General features: G+C 69.0%; 26 protein-coding genes. 20 read left to right on the top strand and 6 right to left on the bottom strand.

The window, feature by feature from the left end; all coding sequences use genetic code 11:
• The first annotated feature begins 196 nt into the window (after positions 1-196).
• Both FM111_RS02425 and FM111_RS02420 read left to right on the top strand, forming a co-directional pair.
• Positions 197-1,219: an NADP-dependent oxidoreductase gene (locus FM111_RS02425; protein ID WP_087139188.1), complete on the top strand. Its 1,023-nt coding sequence runs from the start codon at positions 197-199 to the stop codon at positions 1,217-1,219.
• A 17-nt stretch (positions 1,220-1,236) separates the two neighbouring features.
• On the top strand, positions 1,237-1,644 hold the full coding sequence (locus FM111_RS02420) for a MaoC family dehydratase (RefSeq protein WP_087139138.1): 408 nt from the start codon (positions 1,237-1,239) through the stop codon (positions 1,642-1,644).
• A 129-nt stretch (positions 1,645-1,773) separates the two neighbouring features.
• On the opposite strand, the gene FM111_RS02415 is transcribed toward FM111_RS02420, so the two are convergent.
• Positions 1,774-2,565 (bottom strand): SapC family protein, encoded by a 792-nt coding sequence (locus tag FM111_RS02415; RefSeq protein ID WP_087139137.1) that lies wholly within the window; start codon positions 2,563-2,565, stop codon positions 1,774-1,776.
• 164 nt (positions 2,566-2,729) lie between these two features.
• Between FM111_RS02415 and FM111_RS02410 the strand changes: the two genes are divergently transcribed.
• The 3 genes from FM111_RS02410 to FM111_RS02400 are packed head-to-tail and all read left to right on the top strand — an operon-like array spanning position 2,730 to position 4,982.
• Entirely contained in the window at positions 2,730-3,227 is a 498-nt protein-coding gene (locus tag FM111_RS02410; RefSeq protein ID WP_087139136.1) for a Fur family transcriptional regulator, read from the top strand.
• Positions 3,228-3,232: 5 nt separating this feature from the next.
• On the top strand, positions 3,233-4,120 hold the full coding sequence (locus tag FM111_RS02405; RefSeq protein WP_179204998.1) for an alpha/beta fold hydrolase: 888 nt from the start codon (positions 3,233-3,235) through the stop codon (positions 4,118-4,120).
• A gap of 49 nt (positions 4,121-4,169) precedes the next feature.
• Positions 4,170-4,982, top strand: a complete 813-nt coding sequence (locus FM111_RS02400) for a hypothetical protein (protein WP_143276035.1) — start codon at positions 4,170-4,172, stop codon at positions 4,980-4,982.
• A 4-nt stretch (positions 4,983-4,986) separates the two neighbouring features.
• On the opposite strand, the gene FM111_RS02395 is transcribed toward FM111_RS02400, so the two are convergent.
• Positions 4,987-6,150, bottom strand: a complete 1,164-nt coding sequence (locus FM111_RS02395; protein WP_087139133.1) for a kynureninase/PvdN C-terminal domain-containing protein — start codon at positions 6,148-6,150, stop codon at positions 4,987-4,989.
• A gap of 150 nt (positions 6,151-6,300) precedes the next feature.
• Positions 6,301-9,153 carry a preprotein translocase subunit SecA gene (secA, locus tag FM111_RS02390; protein ID WP_087139132.1) on the bottom strand — a complete coding sequence of 951 codons (2,853 nt, stop codon included), beginning with the start codon at positions 9,151-9,153 and terminating at the stop codon, positions 6,301-6,303.
• A gap of 276 nt (positions 9,154-9,429) precedes the next feature.
• On the opposite strand from secA, the gene FM111_RS02385 reads away from it, so the two are divergent.
• Genes FM111_RS02385 through FM111_RS02370 form a run of 4 tightly spaced genes read left to right on the top strand, consistent with a single transcriptional unit; the run spans position 9,430 to position 12,373 of the window.
• Entirely contained in the window at positions 9,430-10,371 is a 942-nt protein-coding gene (locus tag FM111_RS02385; protein ID WP_087139131.1) for a peptidylprolyl isomerase, read from the top strand.
• The gene (gene argJ / locus FM111_RS02380; protein ID WP_087139130.1) at positions 10,368-11,750 is read left to right on the top strand and encodes a bifunctional glutamate N-acetyltransferase/amino-acid acetyltransferase ArgJ; all 1,383 of its coding nucleotides are present in this window, start codon (positions 10,368-10,370) and stop codon (positions 11,748-11,750) included. Before FM111_RS02385 ends, argJ begins: the two co-directional genes overlap by 4 nt.
• Positions 11,747-12,163, top strand: coding sequence for a (deoxy)nucleoside triphosphate pyrophosphohydrolase (locus tag FM111_RS02375; RefSeq protein ID WP_087139129.1), 417 nt, complete (start codon positions 11,747-11,749; stop codon positions 12,161-12,163). The genes argJ and FM111_RS02375 overlap by 4 nt, the downstream gene beginning before the upstream one ends.
• 27 nt (positions 12,164-12,190) lie before the next feature.
• Positions 12,191-12,373, top strand: a complete 183-nt coding sequence (locus FM111_RS02370) for a Flp family type IVb pilin (protein ID WP_087139128.1) — start codon at positions 12,191-12,193, stop codon at positions 12,371-12,373.
• A gap of 18 nt (positions 12,374-12,391) precedes the next feature.
• On the opposite strand, the gene FM111_RS02365 is transcribed toward FM111_RS02370, so the two are convergent.
• Positions 12,392-13,288 (bottom strand): methyltransferase domain-containing protein, encoded by an 897-nt coding sequence (locus FM111_RS02365; protein ID WP_087139127.1) that lies wholly within the window; start codon positions 13,286-13,288, stop codon positions 12,392-12,394.
• Between FM111_RS02365 and FM111_RS02360 the strand changes: the two genes are divergently transcribed.
• From FM111_RS02360 to FM111_RS02330, 7 genes are read left to right on the top strand one after another with little or no spacing between them, the layout of a single operon-like run.
• Positions 13,287-14,093 carry a ComF family protein gene (locus tag FM111_RS02360; RefSeq protein ID WP_087139126.1) on the top strand — a complete coding sequence of 269 codons (807 nt, stop codon included), beginning with the start codon at positions 13,287-13,289 and terminating at the stop codon, positions 14,091-14,093. The genes FM111_RS02365 and FM111_RS02360 overlap by 2 nt on opposite strands.
• 34 nt (positions 14,094-14,127) lie before the next feature.
• On the top strand, positions 14,128-14,385 hold the full coding sequence (grxC, locus tag FM111_RS02355; protein WP_003164178.1) for a glutaredoxin 3: 258 nt from the start codon (positions 14,128-14,130) through the stop codon (positions 14,383-14,385).
• Between the two features lies 1 nt (position 14,386).
• The gene (locus tag FM111_RS02350) at positions 14,387-15,226 is read left to right on the top strand and encodes a carbon-nitrogen hydrolase family protein (protein WP_087139125.1); all 840 of its coding nucleotides are present in this window, start codon (positions 14,387-14,389) and stop codon (positions 15,224-15,226) included.
• Positions 15,223-15,672, top strand: a complete 450-nt coding sequence (locus FM111_RS02345; protein WP_087139124.1) for a DUF1178 family protein — start codon at positions 15,223-15,225, stop codon at positions 15,670-15,672. Before FM111_RS02350 ends, FM111_RS02345 begins: the two co-directional genes overlap by 4 nt.
• A 6-nt stretch (positions 15,673-15,678) precedes the next feature.
• Positions 15,679-16,488: an AraC family transcriptional regulator gene (locus FM111_RS02340; RefSeq protein WP_087139123.1), complete on the top strand. Its 810-nt coding sequence runs from the start codon at positions 15,679-15,681 to the stop codon at positions 16,486-16,488.
• A gap of 43 nt (positions 16,489-16,531) precedes the next feature.
• Entirely contained in the window at positions 16,532-16,999 is a 468-nt protein-coding gene (locus tag FM111_RS02335) for a DUF6265 family protein (protein WP_087139122.1), read from the top strand.
• Complete coding sequence (locus FM111_RS02330; RefSeq protein ID WP_087139121.1) at positions 16,954-17,487, top strand: GNAT family N-acetyltransferase; 534 nt, start codon at positions 16,954-16,956, stop codon at positions 17,485-17,487. The genes FM111_RS02335 and FM111_RS02330 overlap by 46 nt, the downstream gene beginning before the upstream one ends.
• Here the strand turns inward: FM111_RS02330 and FM111_RS02325 are convergent.
• Positions 17,474-18,019 carry an AAA family ATPase gene (locus FM111_RS02325; RefSeq protein WP_087139120.1) on the bottom strand — a complete coding sequence of 182 codons (546 nt, stop codon included), beginning with the start codon at positions 18,017-18,019 and terminating at the stop codon, positions 17,474-17,476. The two genes, FM111_RS02330 and FM111_RS02325, sit on opposite strands and share 14 nt — an antisense overlap.
• The gene (ubiG, locus tag FM111_RS02320) at positions 18,016-18,834 is read right to left on the bottom strand and encodes a bifunctional 2-polyprenyl-6-hydroxyphenol methylase/3-demethylubiquinol 3-O-methyltransferase UbiG (RefSeq protein WP_087139187.1); all 819 of its coding nucleotides are present in this window, start codon (positions 18,832-18,834) and stop codon (positions 18,016-18,018) included. The genes FM111_RS02325 and ubiG overlap by 4 nt, the downstream gene beginning before the upstream one ends.
• A 56-nt stretch (positions 18,835-18,890) precedes the next feature.
• On the opposite strand from ubiG, the gene FM111_RS02315 reads away from it, so the two are divergent.
• From FM111_RS02315 to ispG, 4 genes are all read left to right on the top strand, one after another.
• Positions 18,891-20,180: an aspartate kinase gene (locus FM111_RS02315; protein ID WP_087139119.1), complete on the top strand. Its 1,290-nt coding sequence runs from the start codon at positions 18,891-18,893 to the stop codon at positions 20,178-20,180.
• A 62-nt stretch (positions 20,181-20,242) separates the two neighbouring features.
• Positions 20,243-22,522 (top strand): phosphoenolpyruvate--protein phosphotransferase, encoded by a 2,280-nt coding sequence (gene ptsP / locus FM111_RS02310; RefSeq protein ID WP_087139118.1) that lies wholly within the window; start codon positions 20,243-20,245, stop codon positions 22,520-22,522.
• Positions 22,523-22,621: 99 nt separating this feature from the next.
• Entirely contained in the window at positions 22,622-23,755 is a 1,134-nt protein-coding gene (locus FM111_RS02305) for a helix-turn-helix domain-containing protein (protein WP_087139117.1), read from the top strand.
• 79 nt (positions 23,756-23,834) lie between these two features.
• On the top strand, positions 23,835-24,968 hold the full coding sequence (gene ispG, locus FM111_RS02300) for a flavodoxin-dependent (E)-4-hydroxy-3-methylbut-2-enyl-diphosphate synthase (protein WP_087139186.1): 1,134 nt from the start codon (positions 23,835-23,837) through the stop codon (positions 24,966-24,968).
• The last annotated feature ends 14 nt before the right edge of the window (positions 24,969-24,982 follow it).

Raw genomic sequence — 24,982 nt, 5'->3', positions numbered from 1 at the left:
GGCTATTCCCCCGGACCGGCCTGACCGTCGGTCTTCGCCCTCGCCTCATTCTCGATGATGCGACTTCTAGGCGGATCCTGAACGGGTCCGCCTTCTTTTTTGGCGGCGGGCCGGGCGAACGGCCGATCCGGCGTGCTTGCTCTCTGGCGGCGAGGCGCCACTATGGGTTCTGAAAGAAAACGCTTGGAGACGGATGATGAGCCTGCGCAACAGACAATGGATCCTGCGTCAGCGGCCGCACGGCCTGATTCAGGACGGCGACCTGGAACTGGTCGAGAGCGTCACGCCCGACCTGAAGGACGGCGAGGTTCTGGTCCGCACCGTCTATCTGTCGATCGATCCGACCAACCGCACCTGGATGAATGACTCCGAGGGCTATCTGCCGCCCGTCGGTCTGGGCGATGTCATGCGCGGCCTGACACTGGGCGTGGTCGAGCAGTCGCGCGGCGAACGATACAAGGAAGGCGATCTGGTCATGCCTCTGTCGGGCGCCTGGGCCGACTACGCCGTCGTGTCCGAAGCGGGGCTGCGGCCGGTCCACCGCGCGCCGGGCCTGCCGCTGACGGCCAACCTGTCCGTGTTGGGCATGACCGGCATGACCGCCTATTTCGGCGTCACCGACGTGCTGAAGGCGAAGGCGGGCGAAACCCTGGTCATCTCGGCGGCGGCGGGAGCGGTCGGCTCCATCGCCGGCCAGGTGGCCAAGCAGCGCGGCTGCCGCGTCATCGGCATCGCCGGCGGCGCCGAGAAATGCCGCTGGCTGACCGAAGAGCTCGGCTTCGACGCCGCCGTCGACTACAAGAACGAGGACGTCGGCGACGCCCTGGACCGCCTGGCTCCCGACGGGATCGACCTCAATTTCGAGAACGTCGGCGGCGACATCATGATCGCCGTCTGGAACCGGCTGAAGGTGCACGGCCGCATGGCCGTGTGCGGCCTGATCTCGGCCTACAACGCCACGCGGATGCCGCCCTCGCCCAACTTCGCCCGCATCATCACCCACCGTCTGGACGTGAAGGGTTTCCTGGTCCTCGACTACGCCCACCGCGCCAAGGAGATGGTTGCCGAGATGGGCCCGTGGCTGGCCGACGGGAAAATCCACTGGAAGGTTCATGTCGACGACGGTCTGGAAGGCGCGGTCGGCTCGTTGAATCGCTTGTTCACGGGCGACCATGACGGCAAGCTGATGGTCAGGGTGTCGGAAGAACCGGCCGCCTGACGGAGGGAAGACCACGCATGACCGAGCCGCTGCACGTCCATTTCGAGGACCTCGAGATCGGTCAGGTCATCCCCCTGGGCGCCTGCGCCGTGGATGCGGCGGCGCTGGATCTGTTCGCCGAACGGTTCCAGCCGGGGTGGGACGTGGCCTACGGCGCGCCCGAGGCCATGGTCTACGCCTTGTGGAGCCGTCTGGCCGCCGACCGCACCAGCGGCTGGGCTGGAGCCAAGACCCTGGCGGTCGACGGCCTTCGCTTCCTGCGCAGCCCCCCGGCGGGCGAGCTTCTGCGCGGACGCCTGACCATCATGGGCAAGGATCCCGTCGGAGACGAAAAGGGCGTGATCATCGCCCAGCAGGACCTGTTGGATGAGGCGGGGCGGCTGGTCTTCTCCTGCCTGACCCGAGCCCTGGTGGCGCGCCGCTAAGGTCGCGTCCCTCTCCCACAAGGGGAGAAGGATAAGAAAAAACGCCCCGCCAGTTTCCTGACGGGGCGTTTGATCTTTTGGACTTCTAGAGGCCTCAAGCAGCGTGACCGCGCGTTAGGCCCTCAAACATCAGGCGTTGGCGGCGGCCGGCTGCTGCTTGGCGGCGCGGGTCAGGGCCACGGCGATCAGACGATCCCAGCCCAGCAGCGACACCAGGTGGGCGTAGATCTGGCCCAGCGCGCCGTTGTCGCGCAGTTCTGCCAGCTTCTCGGCCGGCAGGGCCTTCAGCTTGTCTTCCGAGACGGCGAAATACTCGGCGATCTTTTGCGGCGTTCCGGCCGAGCCGTCGGCGTTGCGCGGCGTGTAGTTGGCCTCGCGCACCTCGAACAGGTCCAGTTCTTTCAGCAGGGCGACGAAGGATTCGCTGCGCACGCGCTCCTGCTCGAAGTTGTTGCAGAACTCCATGCCGAAGTTGACGTAGCCGCTGGGCTGGCCGTTCTCGAACAGAGGCGTCTCGCCGCCTTCGACCACGAAGGGGGCGGCGCGGTCGATGCACAGCACCAGGCGCTTCTGCTCTTCGTCATTGGCGAAGACGAAGGGATAGCGGCGGACGTAGGCCGGGATGTAGGCGTCGGGGCGGAAGTCGCCGTCCTCGATGAACAGGTTCTCGCCGGCGTTCAGGCCCATGGCCGCGACCGGCTGCTTGGCGTCGCCGACGAAGATGACCGGATAGGTCAGGGCGGCCGGGGCGAACTCCGTGACCGTCAGCGGCACCACATTGGTCTGGGCGACGAAGGCGTAGGGCTTGTCCGCCGGGGTCACGCCCAGCTTGCCGTGAGCCTCGGCCGACAGGGGCTCGGGCTGGGAATAGAACAGGACGTTGCCCGACAGGGGGCTGTTCGCTTGGATGGCGTCGGTCATGAAAAACGGATCTTCTGAACAGAAAGGACGGTTCTTCTAGCCCATGGCCGGGGCCGCCGCAAACGCCGCTGTTTGGCCACATTGCGCCGGCGGCGGGCGCGGCTCGAGCGGGTGCGACCGTCGATGCGGTTGCAGCGGCGGCCCTGACCTCCTAGCTGTAGGCCATGGGTCTCGCTTGCGATCATGAACACGCGGCCGGAGGGGCTGACGCCGCCGAGGTTGAACGCGCCCTGACGGCGGTCGAGGCGCGCTGCGCCGTGGACGGCGAGCGCATGACTGCCCCGCGTCGCCGGGTGCTGGAGCTGCTGCTGACGGCGGGCGAGCCGGTGAAGGCCTATGACCTGATCGCCCGCTATGGGCTGGATGGACAGGCGGCCAAGCCGCCGACCGTCTATCGTGCGCTGGACTTCCTGGAGCGCCGGGGCCTGGCGCACCGCATCGCCTCCATCAGCGCCTATGTCGCCTGCACCGCCGACGCCCTGGGCGAGGACAAGGGGCATGCCGCGGCCTTCCTGATCTGCGACTGCTGCGGCGCCGCCGAAGAGGTGGCGGTTCAGGGCGGCGACGCCTTCGCCCGCGCCGCCGCCGGCGCCGGCTACGCCATCGAGCGCACCACCATAGAGGGGCATGGCCGCTGCCCGGCCTGTCGCGTGGCGGCCTGAACCTGATGGACGCTCTGGCCCTGTCGGCGCCGCGCCGGATCAGCGTCCCCATCGACAACCGCTGGGGCGGCGGCGAGATGGCGGTGCTGGACTTCGGCGACCACGAACGCCCGGTCGATCTGGTCTTCGTCCACGCCAACGGTTTCAACGCCCGCACCTACCGCACCCTGTTGCAGCCCCTGTCCAGCGCCCTGCGCATCTGGGCGCCCGACCTGCGCGGCCACGGCGCGACGCGCCTGCCCGCGGAACCCGAAGGCCATAGGAGCTGGAAGGATCATCGCGACGATCTGATCGGCCTGCTGGAGGCGATCGGCGGTCCGCCGGTGGCCCTGGCCGGTCATTCCATCGGAGGGACCAGCGGTCTGCTGGCCGCCGCCGAACAGCCCGAACGCGTGTCGCGCCTGCTGCTGCTCGACCCGGTCGTCTGGCCGCGCCCCATGGTGATGGCGTTGAACCTGCCGCTGGCGAACCGGCTGTCGCATCACTTTCCCATCGTCTCGCGCACCCTGAAGCGCCGCGCGGTGTTCGACAGCCGTGAACAGGCCCTGGCCGCCTATCGCGGACGCGGCGCCTTCAAGGGCTGGCCGGACCTGATGCTGGCCGACTATCTGGCCGACGGCCTGGCCGAGACGGATCGCGGTCTGGAACTGACCTGCAGCCCGGCGTGGGAGGCGTCCAACTACGGCGCCCAGGCGCATGATCCGTGGCGGGCGCTGGCTCGCTATCCGGGCGCGGTGCGCATCCTCAAGGGCGAGACCGGCAGCCTGTGCGCGGTTCGACCCTCGTCGCGTCGCGCGAATATGCAGGTCGAGACGGTGGCGGGCGGCGGCCATTTGTTCCCCATGACCCACGCCGAGATCACGCGCGACGCCCTGTTCGACCTGGCGGTCTGAGATCTCGTTGAAAGCGAGGCGTCCTCAGGGGTTGTCGCCGGGCGGTTCGATGCTAGTCCTGACTGCGATGACGCCGTCCGCTTCTTCTTCTCACCTGCCACGCATCCTGCTGGGCGCGCTGATCGGCGCTGTCCTGGGCCTGCTGATGCTGGGGGTGGCGCTGGCCACATGGTGGCTGGCGGTCGCGCGTCATGAGCCTCAGTCGATCGTCGCGCCCGATGGGTTCGAGGCGCGGCTGGAAGGGGCGGCGGGCGGCGCCGCCTTCGGCCTCAGTCCTGTCTACGCCTATGAGCCGGACAGCCCGCGTTCCAGCGGCGTCGTCTGGTTGTCCCAGATCGCCTCAGAGCTTGAGGCTCAGGGCCATGAGATTCGGCCCGTTCCGACGGATGATCCCGAACTGAACCGCGAGATCGAGCGCTTGGCCCGTCGCTGGGCGGAGCCGCCGCGACGGCCGCTGCTGATCTGGAGGGGGTCGACGGGGCTGATGCTGTGCCGCTGCGATCATCCGCGCGCGCGGGCGCAGGCGCGTCAGCTGTTGGCGGCCTCGGCTCCAGCGGATAAGGTTGAGGCGGAGGCAGAGCGTCCTGCGGTCGAGCCGCGCCGGGCGGTCGAGCCGACGGGGCCGGCCTATCCGCGTCTGGGGCCGCCGCCGGCCAAGACCGCCGCGCCTTCTGCGTCGCCCGTTGCGGCTCCCGCGCGGGCGGCATCCCCGACGCCGTCCTTGCCGGGGGATCCGGCGCCCAGGCGGGCTGAGGCCAAGGCGTCGCCTGCGTCGCCCCGCGCGCCTTCTGCACGTCCCGCCTCGCCCCGGCGCACTGATCCGCCCGAGGCGCGGCGCGACGCTGAGAGCCTGTTCTTCTGAGCCCTCAGTCCAGCCGGGCGCAGGCGTGGATCAGCCGCTCCACGTCTTCTTCACTCTGATACAGGCTGAAGCCGAAGCGGATGACGTCGTCGCGCACGTCGGCGATGACGTTCATTTCCTGCAGGGCCGCCTTCCAGCGCGGGGCGTCGGCGTGGCGCAGGGCCAGGAAGCGCGCGCGCGGCGCCGCCCCCTCGACCGGGTTCAGGATCTCGGCCTGGGCCAGCGCTCCGGCCTCGTTCGACCGGATCGCCGTCTGGAAACGGGACTGATGGCCGCGCGCGTGGTCGGCGATCATCGCCGTGGTCAGGCCGTGCTGGTCCAGCATCCGGCGCACGGCGTTGAAGCGATACAGGGCGCTGGCGTCGAAGGTGGCGCCCCAGAAGCGGCGGCCGTCGGTGCGGTACTGGACGCCGCCGGGCGGGCCTTCCAGGTGGCCGAACTCGGCGAACCAGCCGGTCACGACCGGGCGCGGCCCGAAGCCGGGCGGGGCGTGCAGGAAGCAGGCGCCTTCGCCCGCCATCGCATATTTATACCCGCCCGCCAGATAGAAGACCTTGTCCGCCACGGCCGACAGGTCGGTCGGCGTCGCCATGAAGCCATGGTAGCCGTCCACGACCACCCACGGCCCGGCCGGATCGGCCAGGTCCGCCAGCTCGTCGATGCGTTCGAACAGGCCGCCGGTGCGGAAGAAGACCTGGCTGACGAAGATCAGATCATGCCCGCCCGCCTTGGCCGCCGCGACGAAACGTTCGGCGAAGGTCGCGAACGGCGCCAGGGGCACGCGGGTGACGACGGCCTGCCCGGCCTCTTCCCAGCGTTCCGACTGACGACGGAAGGAGTGGAACTCGCCGTCGGTGACCAGGATGCGCACCGGCGCCTTGTCGACCGCCGAGACGATGCGCAGCAGGATTTCATGCGTATTGGGCGCGAAGATCAGGCTGTCGGGCGAGGGCAGGCCCAGCTCGCGTGCGACATGGCCCTGGGCCTCGGGGATGACCTCGCCGAACACCAGATCCCATTTGCGGTCGGCGAAGCGGTTGGCCTCGGCCCAGGCCTGGACCTGGCCGTCGAAGCTGACGTCGGGCCACAGGTGGTGGCTGTGAGCGGCGAAATGCAGGCGTTCCGGATCGAGGCCCAGCGCGCGCGAAAACAGGGGCTTGTAGTTCATGGCGCTACGCTAACCCGCGCCGCGCGCGGCGTCACCGGCCAAAGAAAAAGGCGGGCGCGCCGTACGCACCCGCCTCTCTTAACTCAGTCTTTGGCGCTCAAGCAGCGAGCGACCGCGTCGCGAGCGTAGCGCCGCGGACGTCAGCGCGCCTCAAATAAGACTACCGTGGCAGTGCTTGAACTTGCGGCCAGAGCCGCAGGGGCAGTCGCCGTTGCGGCTGGTGCGCTCCCAGCCGATGGGCAGGGCCTCGACCGGCAGCTTGGAGCGATCATCGCCCGTCAGTTGACCTTCCGGGTTCTGAGCCATCGGGTTCAGCATTTCATTTTCGCCGGTGCCGGGGTTCAGGTGGATTTCCTGGAATTCAGGCATCTCCATCGGCGGCGGCGCCTGGAACTGGAACTCGACCGTCATCAGCCAGCGCGTGACGTTGTGGCGCAGGTCGTGCAGCAGCGTCTCGAACAGGTTGAAGGCTTCGGTCTTGTATTCGTTCAGCGGGTCGCGCTGGCCGTAACCGCGCAGGCCGATGACGCCGCGCAGGTGGTCCAGGTGGACCAGGTGCTCGCGCCACTGCATGTCGATCATCTGCAGCATGAACTGCTTTTCGAGGCCGCGTGTCTGGTCGGCGCCGATCAGTTCGAGGCGTTCGGCGGCGCGCACGTCGGCGGCGGCGCGGATGCGTTCCTCGATCTCCTCGTTGGAGACGCCTTCCTCGGCGGCCCAGTCATGCAGCGGCAGTTCCAGGCCGAGGGTGGACTTTACCTTCTCGTCCAGGCCGACGATGTCCCACTGCTCGGCATAGGCCTTGGGCGGCATGTAGCGTTCGACCAGGTCGTTGATCGCGTCGTTGCGGAAGTCGCCGACCAGTTCCGACAGGTCTTCGGAGTCCATGAACTCCTGACGCTGTTCGAACACGGCCTTACGCTGGTCGTTCACGACGTCGTCGTACTTCAGCACGTTCTTGCGCATGTCGTAGTTGCGGGCTTCGACGCGCTTCTGGGCGGTCTCGACGGCGCGGTTCAGCCACGGGTGGCTGATGGCCTCGCCCTCGGCCACGCCGAACGACTTCATGATCGAGTCCAGGCGGTCGCCGGCGAAGATGCGCAGCAGGTCGTCTTCGCACGACAGGTAGAATTTCGAGGTGCCGGGGTCGCCCTGACGGCCGGTCCGGCCGCGCAGCTGGTTGTCGATGCGGCGGCTCTCGTGGCGCTCGGTGCCCAGGACGAACAGGCCGCCGGCGGCCATGGCCTGTTCCTTGGCGGCGGCGATCTCGGCCTTGAATTCGGCTTCCTTGGCCTCAAGGTCTTCCGGCGTCACGGCGACAGCCATGTTGCGCTGTTCCTGGGTCCAGCGCTGGATGCGCATCTCCAGGTTGCCGCCCAACTGAATGTCGGTGCCGCGGCCGGCCATGTTGGTGGCGATGGTCACGGCGCCGGGCAGACCGGCGTCGGCGACGATATAGGCTTCCTGCTCGTGCTGGCGCGCGTTCAGGACGTTGTGCGGAATGCCGCGGCCGGTGACGTAGTCGATGTCATAGGCGGCGTCGCCGGCCTTCTGCGCTTCCTTCTCGCGGCCCGCGTATTCGGGCTTGAGGGTGCGTGAGCGCTCGACCTTGTAGTCGTAGGTCTTGAGGACTTCGGACAGTTCCTCGGAGTTCTCGATCGAGACGGTGCCGACCAGGATCGGCTGGCCGCGAACGTGGCATTCCGCGATCTGGGCGGCGATGGCGGCGTTCTTTTCCTTGAAGGTGCGATAGACCTCGTCGTCGTAATCCTTGCGCTGGATCGGACGGTTGGTCGGCACTTCCAGGACGTCCATCTTGTAGATGTCGAGGAATTCCTGGGCCTCGGTGGCGGCCGTGCCGGTCATGCCGGACAGCTTTTCGTAGAGGCGGAAATAGTTCTGGATCGTCACCGAGGCCAGGGTCTGGTTCTCGGGCATGATCTTGACGTCTTCCTTGGCCTCGATGGCCTGGTGAAGACCTTCGGACAGGCGACGGCCCGTCATCATGCGGCCGGTGTATTCATCGATCAGGACGATCTCGCCGTCCTTGATGATGTAGTCCTTGTCGCGCGTATACAGGGTGTTGGCGCGCAAGGCCTGGTTGGTGTGGTGGACCAGGCTGACGTTGGCCGGATCGTACAGGTCGACGGTGTCCTCGGCGAAATGGCCGGCTTCCTGAAGCATCTGCTCCATCCGCTCCGAGCCCAGCTCGGTCAGCAGGGCCTGGCGCTGCTTTTCGTCGAGGTCGTAGGTGTCCTTGTCCTTGACCAGCTCCTTCACCAGGGCGTCCAGCACCTTGTAGAGGTCCGAACGGTCCTCGGTCGGGCCCGAGATGATCAACGGTGTGCGTGCTTCGTCGATCAGGATGGAGTCGACTTCATCGACGATGGCGAAGTGGTGGCCGCGCTGCACCATTTCGCGACGGTCGTAGACCAGGTTGTCGCGCAGGTAGTCGAAGCCGAATTCGTTGTTGGTGCCGTAGGTGATGTCGGCGTTGTAGGCCATCTGGCGCTGGCCCTGCGACAGGCCGTTGACGATGACGCCGACCTCAAGCCCCAGGAAGCGATAGACCCTGCCCATCTGTTCCGCGTCGCGGCGGGCCAGATAGTCGTTGACGGTGACGACGTGGACGCCCTTGCCCGCCAGGGCGTTCAGATAGACCGGGGCCACGGCGACCAGGGTTTTGCCCTCGCCGGTACGCATTTCAGCGATGCCGCCTTCATGCAGGATCATGCCGCCGGTCATCTGCACGTCGTACTGACGCTGACCCAGCACGCGCTTGGAAGCTTCGCGCACTACGGCGAAGGCTTCGTTCTGCAGCTTGTCCAGGCTCTCGCCGCCTTCGACGCGGTCGCGGAACGTCTGCGTCATCATGCGCAGTTCGTCGTCCGAGAAGGCCTCGAACTTGGATTCAAGGGCGTTGATCTTATCGACCTGGCCCATGAAGGCCTTGACCTTGCGGTCGTTGGAGGAACCGAGAAATTTCTTGGCGAAGCCGAGCATGGGCGATCCGGGTCAGGCGGTCGAGCGGCTGAAGGCTCTGAGAAAGACAGTTTCACCCGGTCGGAGGGCCGCGATCACGCCGGCCCCGGGCCTTCCCTGCAGATGAGGGCGCGCGAAGGGCCGCGCAGACGATCGAAAACCCCTCGACTTGGGCGCAGGCGGGACTTAAGCACCGCCCTTATCCCTGTCAACGCGAGGGCCTTTTTAAGGCGGCGTGTTTCAGGCGCGAATGTCCGTTTCGACGGCCTGTCCACAGACCCTTGCCCGGAGCGTCCGATGCGAGCGCGACGTCCCCTCCACAGCCTGTTTCTGGTCGCCGTCGCCGGTTTGGCGCTGGGCGTCGCCGCCTGTGGGCGTGGCGGCGATGAAGCCGCCCCGGAAAAGAACGACCGCGTCGTGGCCAGGGTCAACGATCGCGCCGTCTGGGCCTCGGACGTGCGCCGCGAGGCGGTGGCGCAGGGGTTGATCGGCGAGGACGATCCCCTGGACGCCTCATCCGAACTGTTTCGCCGGGTGATGGACGAGGTGGTCGATCAGAAGCTGCTGGCCGCCGAGGCCGAACGCCGGGGCCTCGATTCCAGCCCTGCCGCCCAGCGCCGTCTTCAGGCCGTGCGCGAACGCATCCTGGGCGACATGCTGGTCGAGAAGGTGGTGTCCGGGGCCGTGTCCGAACAGGCGGTCGAACGCCTCTACGCCGAGCAGCAGCGTCTGGCCCGCGCGACCGAAGAGGTGCGGGTGCGCCTGATTCTGGCGCCGACCAAGGAACAGGCCGACGCCGTTCTGGGCGTCCTGGGCCAGGGGGCGGCCTTCGAGGCCGTCGCCGCCCAGCGCTCGATCGACGACGCCACCCGCTATTCCGGCGGCGACCTGGGCTATTCGACGCTGGACGTCCTGCCCGCTCCCTACGCCGCCGCCCTGCAGGGGCAGACGCCGGGCGCGGTCGTCGGCCCGATCCAGACCGAGACCGGCTGGGCCGTGCTCAAGGTCGAGGATCGCCGCGTCGAAACTCCGCCGACGCTGGATCAGGCGCGGCCCCAGATCGTGCGCTACCTGACCTATGAAGGCGTCCGCCAGTTGCTCGAACAGCTTCGCGGTCAAGCCGAGGTCGAGATCACCCTGGACGGGGCCAAGACCGCCCCGCCTTCAGCCCCCGTTGAGTCCGCAGCTGCGCCTGCGGCCCAGAAAACCTCCGCTTCTTCCGCCGGAAACGCCTCATGAGCCAGCCGCCCTCCAAGTCCGCCTCGACCGGCAAGAAGATCGAAAACGCCATTGAAAAGGCGTTGGACCCGCTGGCCTCGGCCTTGAAGCGCGCGACGCAATCAGCCACCCAGGCGGTCGCCGCCGCGCCGGGCAAGCCCGGCCTGATGGTTTCGCCGCTGGCCGTGCCCTTCCCGGCCATTCCGCCGATCGGCGGGGTTGAGATCGCCACCGCCCGCGCGGGATTCTACAAGCATGAGCGCGATGATCTGGTGGTCTTCCGCTTTCCGCAGGGCGCGTCCTGCGCGGGGGTCTTCACCCGCCACAAGGTCGGTTCGGCGCCGGTCGACTGGTGCAAGCGCCAGCTGGACGCCGACAAGGGCGGCGAGGGGGTCAAGGCCCTGGTCGTCAACGCCGGTTGCGCCAACGCCTTCACCGGCAAGGCGGGCGCCGACGCCGCGCGCCGCACGGCCTCCGAGGTCGCCAAACGCTTCGACTGCCGCCAGCGCGACGTCATGCTGGCCTCGACCGGCGTCATCGGCGTGGTGCTGGACGACAAGAAGATCACCGCCCGCCTGCCCGAGGTGGAAGCCGGTCTGAAGGCCGACGCCTGGGCGCAGGCCGGTCTCGGCATCATGACCACGGACACCTTCCCCAAGGGCTCCTATGCCGAGTGCGAGATCGAGGGGGTGAAGGTCCGCATCGCCGGGATCGCCAAGGGCTCGGGCATGATTGCGCCCGACATGGCGACCATGCTGGCCTTCATCGTCACCGACGCCGACATCGCCCCGCCGGTGCTCAAGGCCCTGCTGAACCTGCACGTCCGCACCACCTTCAACAGCGTGACGGTGGATGGCGACACCTCGACCAACGACACGGCGCTGCTGTTCGCCACGGGCGCGTCCGGCGCGCCGCGCATCGGCCGCGTCGGCGATCGCCGCCTGAAGGAATTCTCGGCCGCGCTGGACGACGTCATGCTCGACCTGGCCCACCAGTTGGTGAGGGACGGCGAGGGCGCGACCAAGTTCGTCAAGGTGACGGTGGACGGCGCCGCCAGCCCCGCCTCGGCGCGCAAGCTGGCCAAGTCGATCGCCGACAGTCCCCTGGTCAAGACCGCCATCGCGGGCGAGGACGCCAACTGGGGCCGCATCGTCATGGCCGTGGGCAAGACGGAGGAGGCGGTCGACCGCGACCGCCTGGCCATCCGCTTCGGCCCCCACGTCGCCGCCGTCGACGGGGCCCCTTCGCCGACCTACGACGAGGCGGTCATGAGCGCCTATATGAAGAACCCCGAGATCGACATCACCGTCCATGTCGCCTCGGGCCGCGCCTCGGCCACGGTCTGGACCTGCGACCTGACCAAACGCTACATCGAGATCAACGGAGACTACCGCTCGTGAGCGAGACGCCCGCCGTTCCCACCGTCCTGGTCGTCGCCGTCGCCTTGATCGACCCCGACGGCCGCGTGCTGATCGCCAAACGGCCCGAGGGCAAGCAACTGGCGGGCCTGTGGGAATTCCCCGGCGGCAAGGTCGAGCCGGGCGAGCGGCCCGAGGCCGCCCTGATCCGCGAGCTGAAGGAAGAACTGGGCATCGACGTCAAGGAGGCCTGCCTGGCCCCCTTCGTGTTTACCAGTCACGCTTACGAATCCTTTCACCTGTTGATGCCACTCTACCTGTGCCGGCGCTGGTCCGGCGTGGTCGAGGCGCGCGAGCACGCGGGTCTGGCCTGGGTGAAGCCGGACAAGCTGTCGGCCTATCCCATGCCTCCGGCCGACGAACCGCTGATCGCCTGGCTGCGCGATCTGCTCTGACAGGCCGACGACAGGGGAGGGCCGGGCGTGAAGGGTTTCATCTGCCGGTTCCACCGCGACGAAGGCGGCGCCACGGCCATTGAATACGGCTTGATCTGCGCTTTGATCTTCCTGGTCATCATCGGCGCCGTGGCCGCCTTCGCGGCGCGGTCGACGGCCATGTACGACTACATCTCCACGACCATCAGCGCCGCCATCGGCGGGGCCTAGACCCAAGGAAGGCGGGCGTCAGCCCTCTTCGCCGGTCTGTTCCCTGACGCCCAGCGCATCGGCCAGACGCGTCTTGGCCGAGCCGCGCTTGGCGGGTTTCTGCTGGCTGTCGTGCGGCGCCCATCCGGCCAGGTGCACCATCTCGAAGGTGGCGGGGATGCGCCCGTCCGCCTCGGCGTGGCGTTCGGCGTAAAGCTGGGCGGCGCGGGCCAGAACGGCGCGGCTCAAGGGCCGGATCGGTCCGGCCAAGACGTTGGTCTCGCCCATGGCGCGCAGGTCGCGCATCAGGGCGAAGGGATCGCCATAGCGCACCGTCACCCGGTCCACGTCCGTCACCGGCAGGGCGAACCCGGCCCGTTGCAGCAGGGCCGCCCCGTCAAAGCCGTCGGCGAAGGGCGAGACGCGCGCCTGGGCGCCGCCGTTGACCTCCAGCTCCGCCTCGGTCAGCACGCCGCGCAACTCCTTCAGCGTCGCCGCCCCGAACAGGCTGGCGACGAACAGGCCGTCGGGCTTCAGCGCCCGCCTGATCTGGCTCAGAGCGCCCGGCAGGTCATTGGCCCAGTGCAGGCCCAGCAGGTTGACGATCAGATCGGCCGATCCGTCCTCCAGCCCCAGCGGCCCGCCGCCCGGCGCGGCGCGCTCGGCGGTCGAGCCGACAGCGCGCACCTGGCCCACCCGTTCGCGCGCCGGGCTGTCGGCCAGGGCGCGGGCGAAGACGCCGGGGTGCGGCGACAGGTCGACGGGCGTCTGAAACTCGCGCAGGATCACTTCCAGACTGTTCACCGCATTGTCGGCGGCGCGCAGGTGCAGGAAGTCGGCGTCGGGGAAACGTCGGGCGGCGCGGTTCAGGCGCGCGGCCCGACGCGCGGCGTCGAAGATGATCGGGGGACCGGAGGAGGGAGAGGGGGCGCTCATGTCGGTTCAGGATGGGGGCTGGCGGGGTCGATTGAAAGGCGTCACTGCGCCTTTAGCATCCGGCGCGCGCGATGCGGGCCGGGGCCTGCTGGATATTCTGCTGCCGCCCGTCGCGCATGACAGTCGCGAGGCGTCGGCCACGGCGGGCCTGTCGCCGGACGCCTGGAGCCGGGTGGCCTTTCTGGAGGCGCCGGTCTGCGACGGCTGCGGCGCGGCGTTCGAATATGACGGCGGCGACTTCGCGGCTGAGCGATGCGCGGCCTGCACGGCCAGCCCCTACGCCTTCGACCGGGCGCGGGCGGCCTGCGTCTATGACGAGGCGTCGCGCGGCGTCATCCTGAAGTTCAAGCATGGCGATCAGCAGCAGTTCGCCCCCCTGTTCGCGCGCTGGATCAGCCGCGCGGCCGCGCCTCTGATCGAGACGGCCGACGCGGTGGTTCCCGTGCCCCTGCACCGCGCCCGCCTGCTGTCGCGCCGTTTCAATCAGGCGGCGGAGATCGCCCGGTCTCTGGCCCGCGACACGCGGCTCGACTATCTGCCCGACGCCCTGATCCGCCCCCTGGCGACCGCCAGCCAGGGCGGCAAGTCCGCGCGTGGGCGGCGATTGAACGTCAAGACGGCCTTCGCCGTGACCGAGGCGGGGCGGCGGCGGATCAAGGGGCGGCGCCTGCTGCTGATCGACGACGTGTTGACCACGGGGGCCACGGCCGAGGCCTGCGCGCGGGTCTTGATGGAGGCCGGAGCCCGCGCCGTGGACCTGGCCGTCATCGCGAGGGTGAAAAACGCGCGCGAACCGCTTAAGTGAGGGGAACCTTCCCATTCGCCTTCAGGAGTTCCCCTTGGCCGAAGTCGTCCTCTACACCAAACCCGGCTGCCCTTACTGCATCCGCGCCATGGCCCTGCTGGACCGCAAGGGCGCGGCCTATACGGAGATTGTCGCCTCCAACGACCCGGCCAAGAAGGCCGAGATGGTCGAGCGTTCGGGCGGCGCGGCCACCTTCCCGCAGATCTTCATCGACGGAAAACATGTCGGCGGCTCGGACGACATCCACGCCCTGGACCGCAAGGGCGAGCTGGACGCCCTGCTGGCGGCCTGAAGTGACCGACACGCTCGACATCGCGCTGATCCAGACGCGGACGCCGGCGACGGCGGCCGCGGGGCTGGCGCATGTCGAGCCCCTGATCCGCCAGGCGGCGGCCGGGGGCGCGCAGCTGATCCTGACGCCCGAGGGGACCAATTTCCTTGAGCAACGCCGCGCCTTGCGCGACGCCGCCCTGTCGGACGAAGGTGCCGACCCCGCCGTCGCCGGGCTAAAGGCCCTGGCCGCCGAACTGGGCGTCTGGCTGTTGGTCGGCTCGGCGATCGTCCGCTCGGGCGTGTCGGATGATCCGCGCGCCGCCAACCGGTCCCTGCTGATCGACCCCAGCGGGGCGATCACGACCCGCTATGACAAGCTGCACGTCTTCGACGTCGACCTGCCGAACGGCGAGACCTATCGCGAAAGCGCCTCGGTGCGGCCGGGCGCGGCGGCGTCGATCGCCGCTGCGCCCTGGGGGCGTCTTGGTCTGACCATCTGCTACGACCTGCGCTTCCCGCATCTGCACCGCGCCCTGGCCCAGGCGGGCGCGACGTTGATCGCCGTCCCCGCCGCCTTCACCCGCCCGACCGGCGAGGCGCACTGGGAGACCCTGCTGCGCGCGCGCGCCATCGAGACCGGCGCCTTCGTCCTGGCGCCAGCCCAGGGCGGGACGCATGAGGACGGCCGCCAGACCTGGGGCCGCTCCCTGGTCGTCGGGCCGTGGGGCGAGGTGATCGCCCGGCTCGACCATGACGAACCGGCCGTCCTGCACGCCCGGCTAGACCTTTCGGCTGTGGACAAGGCGCGCGCCAGCGTGCCCGCCCTGCGCCACGACCGCCCGTTTGATCCGCCGCTATGATCCGCTACGCCCTGTCCTGCGACCGCGACCATGGCTTCGAAGCCTGGTTCGGCTCCTCGTCCGACTATGACGACCAGGCGGCGCGCGGCCTGGTCGAATGCCCCGTCTGCGGCTCGACGGCGGTGAGGAAGCAGGTGATGGCCCCGGCCGTCTCCGGCACGAAGAAGACCGCGCCTTCGCCCGACGCCCTGAAACCTGAAGCTCTGAAGCAGGTCCAGTCGATGATGATGCAGGCCGCGCGCGAGGTGCGCGACCACGTCGAGCAGAATTTCGACTACGTCGGCGACGCCTTCGCCCGCGAGGCGCGCGACATCCATGAAGGCCGCAGCGAAAAGCGCGAGATCTATGGCGAGGCCACCCCCGCCGAGGTCAAGAAGCTGAAGGACGACGGCGTGCCCTGCGCCCCCCTGCCCAGCCTGCCGCCCGACCCCAAGAAGGCGAACTGACCGCAGATGGGGGAGGGGGAGCGGTACGAGGAATTCGCCCCGCCTGAAACCTTACGGCCCTTCGTGCGCCTGCTGTGGACCTACGCCGCGCCTCGCCCCAGCGGCGGGGTGCAGCGCATCGCCCCGGACGGCTGTCCCGAACTGGTCGTCGATCTGGCCGCCGCCTATGAGGAACAGGACGCTGACGGCGCCTTCCGCCTGCAACCGCCGGTGATCTTCGCCGGTCAGATGACCCGGCCCATGGCTATCCGCCCGGTCGGTCCGGTCGAGATCGTCGCCGCCAAGTTCGAGCCCGATGGGGCGCGGGAATTCCTGGGCCGCCCGCTGATCGAGGCGACGGATCGGCGGCTGGACCTCGTGGCGCGGTTGGACGGCTTCGCGGCGCCGTCCGGCGATCCGGCGGGACAGGCCGCCGCCCTCGGCTCTTGGCTGGAAGAACAGCGCCGGGCGGGCGATTGGCGCATCGACTCCGCCGTCCGCGCCCAGGTCGCCGCCGCCGAGGACGATCTGGAGGCGCCGCCTTTGAACTCGGCCGAACGCCGCGCCCTGCAGCGCCGGTTCCGCGATCGCGTCGGCGTGGCGCCGCGCACCCTGCGCTCGGTCTTCCGCTTCCGCCGCATCTTCGATCACGCCATGGGCGAGAGCGCTGACGCCGCCTCCTGGCTGGAGGCGGGCCTGGCCGCCGGCTATTTCGACCAGCCGCAGATGGCGCGCGACTTCCGCCGCTTCCTGGGCTGCACCGCCACCGCCTGGGCGCGCGAACAGGTCGAGCTGGCGCGGCGGCTGGCGTCGCATTCCTACAAGCCCGCGCCGTGAGGGCGGCGTAAACTACCTTCCGTCCTTGAGGAGGGAAGAGCCCATGTCCGTTTTCAGCCTGCTGGCCGCCGTCCTGTTGCAGACCGCCGCGCCTGCGACGCCTGCGCCCGACCTGTCATGGCTGGCGGGTTATTGGCTGGACTGTTCCGACGGGCGCGAGGCCTCCGAGACCTGGAGCGACCCGCGTGCGGGGCTGATCGTCGGCCACTCGGTGACTGTGCGCAATGGCCGCAGCGGTTTTGAGAGCGCCCGTATCGGTCCCCTGAAGGACGGCGGCCTGGCCTATTTCGCCCAGCCCGACGGAGCGCCCGCGACGCCCTTCCGGCTGATCGACAGCGGCCCGCAGCGGGCGGTTTTCGCCAACCCCGACAACGACTTTCCGCACCGCATCATCTATGAACGCGCGGGGGATAGACTGACCGCCCGGATCGAAGGGGCGGACGACGATGAGAACCGGAGCGTGCAATGGCGATTCAACAGGGCGGAGCTGAACGCCCGCTGTCCACTCTGAGCTGGCGGCCGATGACGGCGGACGACCTCGACGGCGTGGTCGCGGTGGCCCAGCTGTCCTTCCCCGATCATCCGGAAGAGCGCGCCTGCTTCGCCAACCGCCTAGAGTTGCACCCCGAGGGCTGCTTCGTCCTGGCCGCCGAAGACGGGCCGGTCATGGGCTATCTGGTCGCCTATCCTTGGAAGCTGAATGCGGCCCCGGCGCTGAACGTGCTGATCGACGCCATCCCGGCCGAGGCCGAGGTGGTCTATCTGCATGACCTGGCCCTGCACCCGGACACGCGCGGCGGCGGCCACACCCGGCCGGTGGTCGAGCGCCTGGCCGAGCAGGCCAAGGCGGCGGGCTGGCCGGCGGTCGCCCTGGTGGCGGTCAATGACGCATCCAGCTTCTGGGCGCGCAACGGTTTCGAGATCCAGAACCCGCCGGGCATGGCCGAGAAGCTGGCCAGCTACGGCGACGACGCCCGCTATATGGTCAGGCCGCTGTAAGCGTCGTCAGCACGAAGGCCAGACGTTCGGCGACGGGCGCCTTCGGCAGTTCGATCAACTCATAGCCGAAGCGCGGATAGGTCTCGACCATGGCGTCGAAGGTGCGGCGGGCCTCGTCCAGGTCCTGTTTGCGTTCGGCGTCCTGGCCGAAGATCTCCGGCCAGATCGGGGCGATGAAGGCGCGCCGGTCATAACGAACGTCGCGCGCCGCCCGCTCCATATGGGCCGGGACCGGCAGGCCGCACAGCGTCAGATAGCCGACCACGTCTGGGACGCCGCGATCGAAGAAGACCGGCCCGGCGGCGCTTTCGGCGCGGGCGTGGGCCTCTAACTCGCGATCCAGCATCAGTTCGGCGAACAGCGCCCGGTCCTTCCACGGCAGAGCCTCGCTGTCGATCGCCTGCTGGCGGCGGATGACGGCGCGCCCGACCTCGGGCGAGGTCGCATGGCCCGCCGCCGCCAGGGCCTCAAGCAAGGTGGTCTTGCCCGAGCCGGGGCCGCCGGTCAGGACGATGCGGCGTGGGCCGCTCATGCGTCGCGGGTCGCCATCATCATGTAGTTGATGCCCACGTCGTCGCCCTCGCTCCAGCGGTCGTTCAGCGGGTCATAGGCCAGCCCATAGGGGCCGGTGACGGTCAGGGGCTCGCCGTCCAGCATGGCGCGCAGTTCGTCGGGCTTGAGGAACTGGCGCCAGTCGTGGGTGCCCGCCGGCACCCAGCGCAGCACATACTCCGCCGCGACCTTGCCCAGCAGCAGCCCCTTCAGGGTGCGGTTCAGGGTGGCGACGATCATTATGCCGCCCGGCTTGATGAGCTTGGAGCAGGCCCGGATGAAGGCTTCCGGGTCGGCGACGTGCTCGATGACCTCCATCGTCAGCACCACGTCGAAGGGGCCGGCGCCCGCCTCGACCATCTGCTCCACCGTGGCGGCGCGATAGGCGATGTCCAGACCGACCTGATCGGCGTGAGCGCGGGCGGTGCCGATGTTCTCGGACGAGGCGTCGATGGCGGTGACGTCAAAGCCCATGCGCCGCATCGGCTCGGCGATCAGGCCGCCGCCGCAGCCGATGTCGATCAGGCTGAGGCCACTGAACGGAGCCCGCCCTCGGACGTCGCGCTCGAAATGCTCGGCCGCCCGGTCGCGCACGAATTTCAGCCGCGCCGGGTTGAAGCGGTGAAGCGGGGCGAAGGGGCCCTTGGGGTCCCACCACTCGGCCGCCTGAGCCGAAAAGCGCGCCACATCGGCCGGATCGATGCTCGGCCCCTCGGCACGATCGGTTGCAAAGGGTGAAAAACCCTCTTCGCTTTGGGGTTTGCGCGGATCAAGGCTGTCGTTAGAAGCGGGCATGGGCTCAGGCATGGACCGCCTTCGCCCGCCATGCAAGCAGGGGATCAGACGCCAGGATGACGCGGGCCGACACGAACCGGTTGGTGATGAAGTTCGGCGGCACCTCCATGGCCGACCTGGAACGCATCCGTCGCGCGGCGCGCATCGTCGCCGCCGAAGCCGGCAGGGGCAAGAAGGTGGCCGTGGTCGTCTCGGCCATGGCTGGCAAGACCAATGAGCTGGTCGCCTGGACCGACGGCGTCGGCGCGGCGGCGCCCGGCCTGTACGGCGACGGCGTCCTGTCGGATGACGAATACGACGTGGTGGTCGCCTCGGGCGAGCAGGTGACGTCGGGCCTGTTGGCCCTGACCCTGCGCAACATGGGGTTCAAGGCGCGCAGCTGGATGGGGTGGCAGATCCCGATCCTGACCGATGACGCCCACGGCCGCGCCCGCATCGAAGAGGTGCCCGGCGACGCGCTGGGGGCCGCGCTCGACGCGGGCGAGATCGCCATCGTGCCGGGCTTCCAGGGCGTGACCCGCGACGGGCGCATCACCACCTTGGGCCGGGGCGGATCGGACACCTCGGCCGTGGCGGTGGCGGCGGCCCTGGGCGCGCCGTGCGACATCTATACCGACGTGGACGGCGTCTATACGACCGACCCGCGCATCCAGAGCCGCGCCCGGCGTCTGGAGAAGGTGTCCTACGAAGAAATGCTGGAGATGGCGTCGCTGGGCGCCAAGGTGCTTCAGACCCGCTCGGTCGAGCTGGCCATGCACAAGCGCGTGCCGGTGCGCGTCCTGTCCAGCTTCATCGAACCGGATGAAAACGGAAACCTGCCGCAACACGCCGGCACCCTGATTTGCGACGAGGATGAGATCGTGGAAAAGCGCATCGTTTCCGGCGTGACCATGAGCCGGGACGAAGCCCGGATCACGCTGCTTGGCCTGTCGGACCGGACGGACGCTCCGGCCGACGTCTTCACCCGCCTGGCCGAGGCCGAGGTCAACGTCGACATGATCGTACAGAGCCAGGCCCGCACCGAAGGCGCGGTCAATCTGACCTTCACGACGGGCCGCCGCGATGCGCGCCGCGCCGCCGAGCTGATGACCGCCGCCAAGGCGGACATCGGCTTTGAGGAGCTGCGCGTCGACGACGACGTGGCCAAGGTCTCGGTGATCGGCGTGGGCATGAGAAGCCACGCCGGCGTGGCCCAGACCATGTTCCGCGCCCTGGCCGACAAGGGCGTGAAGTTCCAGGCCATCTCGACCTCCGAAATCAAGATCAGCGTGCTGATCGATTCGGATTACGCTGAGTTGGCGGTTCGGGCGTTGCACGCGGCCTACGGTCTGGACGCGGAAGACTAGGATAACGGAAGCGCCGCCCTATCTGGAAGCTGAAACCAGAGGGCGGCAAGGCGGGAGCAGGCATGGTCAAGGGCGTGGCAGTGACGGCGAGGGGGCCCCGCCTTCTGCTGCGCCAGATTCGCGAGGCCCTGGCCGGGGCCGGCGGCGGCGCGCCTGCGCAGGACCGGCTGAACATGGTGGTGCGGATCATCGCCCGCTCCATGGTGGCCGAGGTCTGCTCCATCTATCTGCGGCGCGCCTCAGGCGAGCTTGAGCTGTTCGCCACCGAGGGCCTGAACCCCGAGGCCGTCCACAACACCCGCCTGCGCCCCGGCGAGGGCCTGGTCGGCGAGGTGGCCCGCACGGCCGCGCCGATCAGCCTGTCGGACGCCCAGTCGCATCCCAGCTTCTCCTATCGGCCCGAAACCGGCGAAGATCCCTATCACGCCTTCCTCGGCGCGCCCCTGCTGCGCGGCGGCCGGGCCATCGGCGTCCTGGTCGTCCAGAATCGCGCCGCCCGTCGCTATGACGAGGAAGAGGTCGAGGACATCCAGACCATCGCCATGGTCCTGGCCGAGACGGTGGCCTCGGGCGAGCTGCTGGCGCTGGAGGAGCTGCGCGACGTCGAGGTGGCGCCCCACCGGCCCGAGCGGCTGAAGGGGCAGAAGTTCGCCGAAGGTCTGTCGTTCGGGCAGGCGGTGCTGCACGAGGCGCCGATCGCACCGGAACAGCTGCTGTCCGACGATCCCGCCGCCGAAGAGGTGCGGCTCAAGGAGGCGCTGGAGCGTCTGCGCACCAGCATCGACGCCCTGCTGGAGGGCAGCCAGGGCAAGCTGGGCGGCACCCCCTATGAGGTGCTCGAGACCTATCGGATGTTCGCTGACGACCGGGGCTGGAACCGGTCGCTGGAAGAGGCGGTGCGCTCGGGCCTGACGGCCGAGGCCGCCGTCGACCGCGTCCGCAACGAACATCGCGCCCGCTTCGCCAACGCCCGCGACCCCTATATCCGCGAGCGGCTGCACGACTTCGAGGATCTGGCCAACCGCCTGCTGCGGCTGATGGCGGGCGATCATCCGGGCCAGCGCGACCTGCCTGACGACGCCATCCTGGTGGCCAAGAACCTGGGGCCGGCGGACCTGCTGGAATATCCGCGCCACAAGCTGCGCGGCCTGCTGCTGGAGGAAGGCTCGGCCGCGGCGCACGCGGCCATCGTCGCCCGCGCGCTTCAGATTCCTTGCGTCGGCCGCCTTCAGGGTCTGCGCGACCGCCTGACCGAGGGCGATCAGGTCATCGTCGACGGCGAGACGGGCGAGGCCTATCTGCGGCCCCGCCCCGACATGCTGGCGGCGGTCGAGAGCCGTATGGCCGTGCGCGAACAGCGCCGCGCCGAGTTCGACCAGTTGCGCGACACCCCCGCCGTCACCAGGGACGGCAAGCGCATCATGTTGCTGGCCAACGCCGGACTGGCGGTGGACCTGGAGAATCTGGACGCTACCGGGGCCGAGGGCATCGGCCTGTTCCGCACCGAATTCCAGTTCATGGTCTCCGACGAGCTGCCGCGTCTGGACGCCCAGGCGGCGCTCTACAAGCTGGTGCTGGATGCGGCGGGCGACCGGCCCGTCACCTTCCGCACGCTGGACATCGGCGGCGACAAGGTGCTGCCCTATCTCGACAATGAGCGCGAAGAGAACCCGGCGCTCGGCCGCCGCGCGATCCGCCTGGGCCTGGATCGCCCGGCTCTGCTGCGGATGCAGTTGCGCGCCCTGCTCAGCGCCGCCGCCGGGCGCGAGCTGCGCGTCATGTTCCCCATGATCGCCACGGTGGACGAGTTCCGCGCCGCGCGTGAACTGGTCGATGTCGAATGCGACTGGGCGCGGCGCCGGGGCCGCCCTCTGCCGTCCCTGCTGCGGGTCGGGGCCATGATCGAATGCCCCAGCCTGCTGTGGCACCTGGACGCCCTGCTGCCGCTGACCGACTTCGTTTCGATCGGCACCAACGACCTGCTGCAGTACATGTTCGCCGCCGACCGGACGAACCCGCGCGTGGCGGACCGCTATGATCCCCTGTCGCCGCCCTTCCTGCGCGCCCTGGCCGATATCCAGCAGAAGTGCGCCGACAGCGCCACGCCGGTCTCGGTCTGCGGCGAGCTGGCGGGCCGCCCGCTGGAGGCCTTCGCCCTGATCACCCTGGGCTACAACCGTCTGTCGGTTCCGGCGGGCGGGGTGGGGCCGGTCAAGCGCATGATCCTGTCGGCCGATCTGAACGCGGCGCGGCGGGGGATGAATGTTCTGCTCGGCTCTTCGGCCGGGTCGGTGCGCGGCGAGATCGAGTCCCTGGCGCGCAAGCTCAACGTCGAAGTCTGAACAAGCGGGGCCGCTTTCCCGCGTTGCCCGCGCTTGCGGCCTCGTCTAAGCGGGGAGGACGGGCGCATCGGCGCCCCTGCGTGACGGAACCCCGACCCTATGGACCAGGATCGGCAAGCCGCGTTCGACTTCGACGCCGACGCGACGCTGGATCAGACCCCGGAGGCGACGCCTGAAGCGACGCCTGAGGAGCCCTCGGACGATTCCCTGGGCGCCTCTCTGCGCGCCGCGCGTCTGGCGTCGGGCCTGTCCATGGCCGAGCTATCGACCAAGACGCGGGTGCATCCACGTTTCCTGACCGCGCTGGAGCAGGGCGAATACGCCGTCCTGCCGTCGCGTATCTTCTCCATGGGCTATGTGCGCGCCTACGCCGGGGCGCTGGGTCTGGACGAGTTGAACGCGGTCGAGCGGTTCAAGCAGGAATATCCCGATGCGGCGGTGCCGCTGCAGCCGCCGACGGGCGCCGCCCTGCAGCAGATGCGCCAGAACTCGCCCAAGATCCTGGGCGTCATCGGCGTCTTCCTGGCGGTGGTGATCGGCTGGAACGTCTTCCAGCGCATCAACCGCATCGAGGCGCCGCACCCTTCGGACCTGGTCGCCGTGCCCAAGGACTGGGCTGAGCAGGCCGATCATCAACGGGACCGCGCCCTCTATCTCGGGGCGCCCAAGGCGGCCCCGCCGGACCAGACGACGCCGGCCATGTACATTACGCCGGGGCTGGAGGCTCAGTTGACCGGGATTGACCCGGACGACCCCAACGCCGTCCCGCCGCCCGCGCCGCCGGTGCAGGCCGCCTTCAACCCGCGGGGGGCCATCTACGGCGCCTCGGCCACGGCCTCTCAGGTCATTCTACAGGCGCGCAAACCCGCCATCCTGGTCATCCGCCAGGGCGACGGTCGCATCCTGTTCGCGCGCCAGCTGGCGGCGGGCGAAGCCTGGCGCGCGCCGCCGGGTCTGTCGGCCACCATCGACACGCCCGATCCGGCCGCCTTCGACGTCTATCTGAACGGCGAGCACGGCGGCGTCCTGCCCGCGCCTCAGTCGCCGCTCGGGTCGCTGAACAATCGCGCCCAGGCGGCCGCGCGTGAGTCCGAGGCCCGCGCCGCCGCCGCCGTCGAGGCCCGCGCCCGCGCGGCCCAGGCGGCCGCTGCGGCGGCTGCTGCTGCGACGCCAGCGGTCACGGCTCCCGCCGCCGCTCAAGCGCCGTCCGCCGCCCCGCCCGCGGCCGGCTGATCTTTTTGGCGAGCGGAGGCGCGATCTTTCGCCGCCTGTCGTGGTTTTGCCGCTCTTCCTGTCCTATGTTCCCGGCGTCATGAGCGACCATTCCGAACTCGGCCATATCCGTCCCTGGCGCCACATCGAGCGCCGCAAGAGCCGCCAGATCCTGGTCGGCTCCGTCCCTGTCGGCGGCGACGCCCCGATCAGCGTCCAGTCGATGACCAATACGCCGACGACCGACGCGGCGGCGACGCTGGAGCAGATCCGTCAGCTGGAAGAGGCCGGGGCCGACATCGTCCGTGTCTCCTGCCCGGATGAGGAGTCGACGGCGGCCTTCCGGACCATCGCACGCGAGGCTCGCGTACCGCTCGTGGCCGACATCCACTTCCACTACAAACGCGGCATCGAGGCGGCCCAGGCGGGCGCGGCCTGTCTGCGCATCAACCCCGGCAACATCGGCTCGATCGACCGGGTCAAGGAAGTCGTCCAGGCGGCTCGCGACCACGGCTGCTCTATGCGCATCGGCGTCAACGCCGGCTCGCTGGAGAAGGATTTGCTTGAGAAGTACGGCGAGCCCTGTCCGGACGCGATGGTGGAAAGCGCCCTGAACCACGCCCGCATCCTTCAGGATCTGGACTTCCACGAGTTCAAGATTTCAGTGAAGGCGTCCGACCCCTTCCTGACGGTGGCGGCCTATCAGCAACTGGCCGACGCCATCGACTGCCCCCTGCATCTGGGCGTGACCGAGGCGGGCCCGCTGCGTACCGGCACCATCAAATCGGCCATCGGCATGGGCAACATGCTGTGGTCGGGCATCGGCGACACCATCCGCGTGTCCCTGGCCGCCGATCCGGTCGAAGAGATCAAGGTCGGTTTCGACATCCTGAAATCGCTGGGCCTGCGTCACCGGGGGGTGAACATCATCGCCTGTCCGTCGTGCGCCCGTCAGGGCTTCAACGTCATCGAGACGGTGGGAATTTTGGAAGAACGCCTGGCGCACGTCTCGACGGCCATGTCGCTGTCGATCATCGGCTGCGTGGTCAACGGGCCGGGCGAGGCCCTCTATACCGACATCGGCTTCACCGGCGGCGGCAAGGGGGCGGGCATGGTCTATCTGAACGGCAAGATCGCTCACAAACAGGCCAATGACGGCATGATCGACGAGATTGTCGCCCAGGTCGAAGCCAAGGCCGCCGAGCTGGACGCCGCCCGCAAGGCGGCCGAATAGTCGGCGAAACGAGG

It is taken from the genome of Brevundimonas diminuta 3F5N, assembly GCF_900163625.1.
GTDB classification, from domain to species: Bacteria; Pseudomonadota; Alphaproteobacteria; order Caulobacterales; family Caulobacteraceae; genus Brevundimonas; species Brevundimonas diminuta_A.
This window is presented reverse-complemented; position numbering and strand designations above follow the sequence as displayed.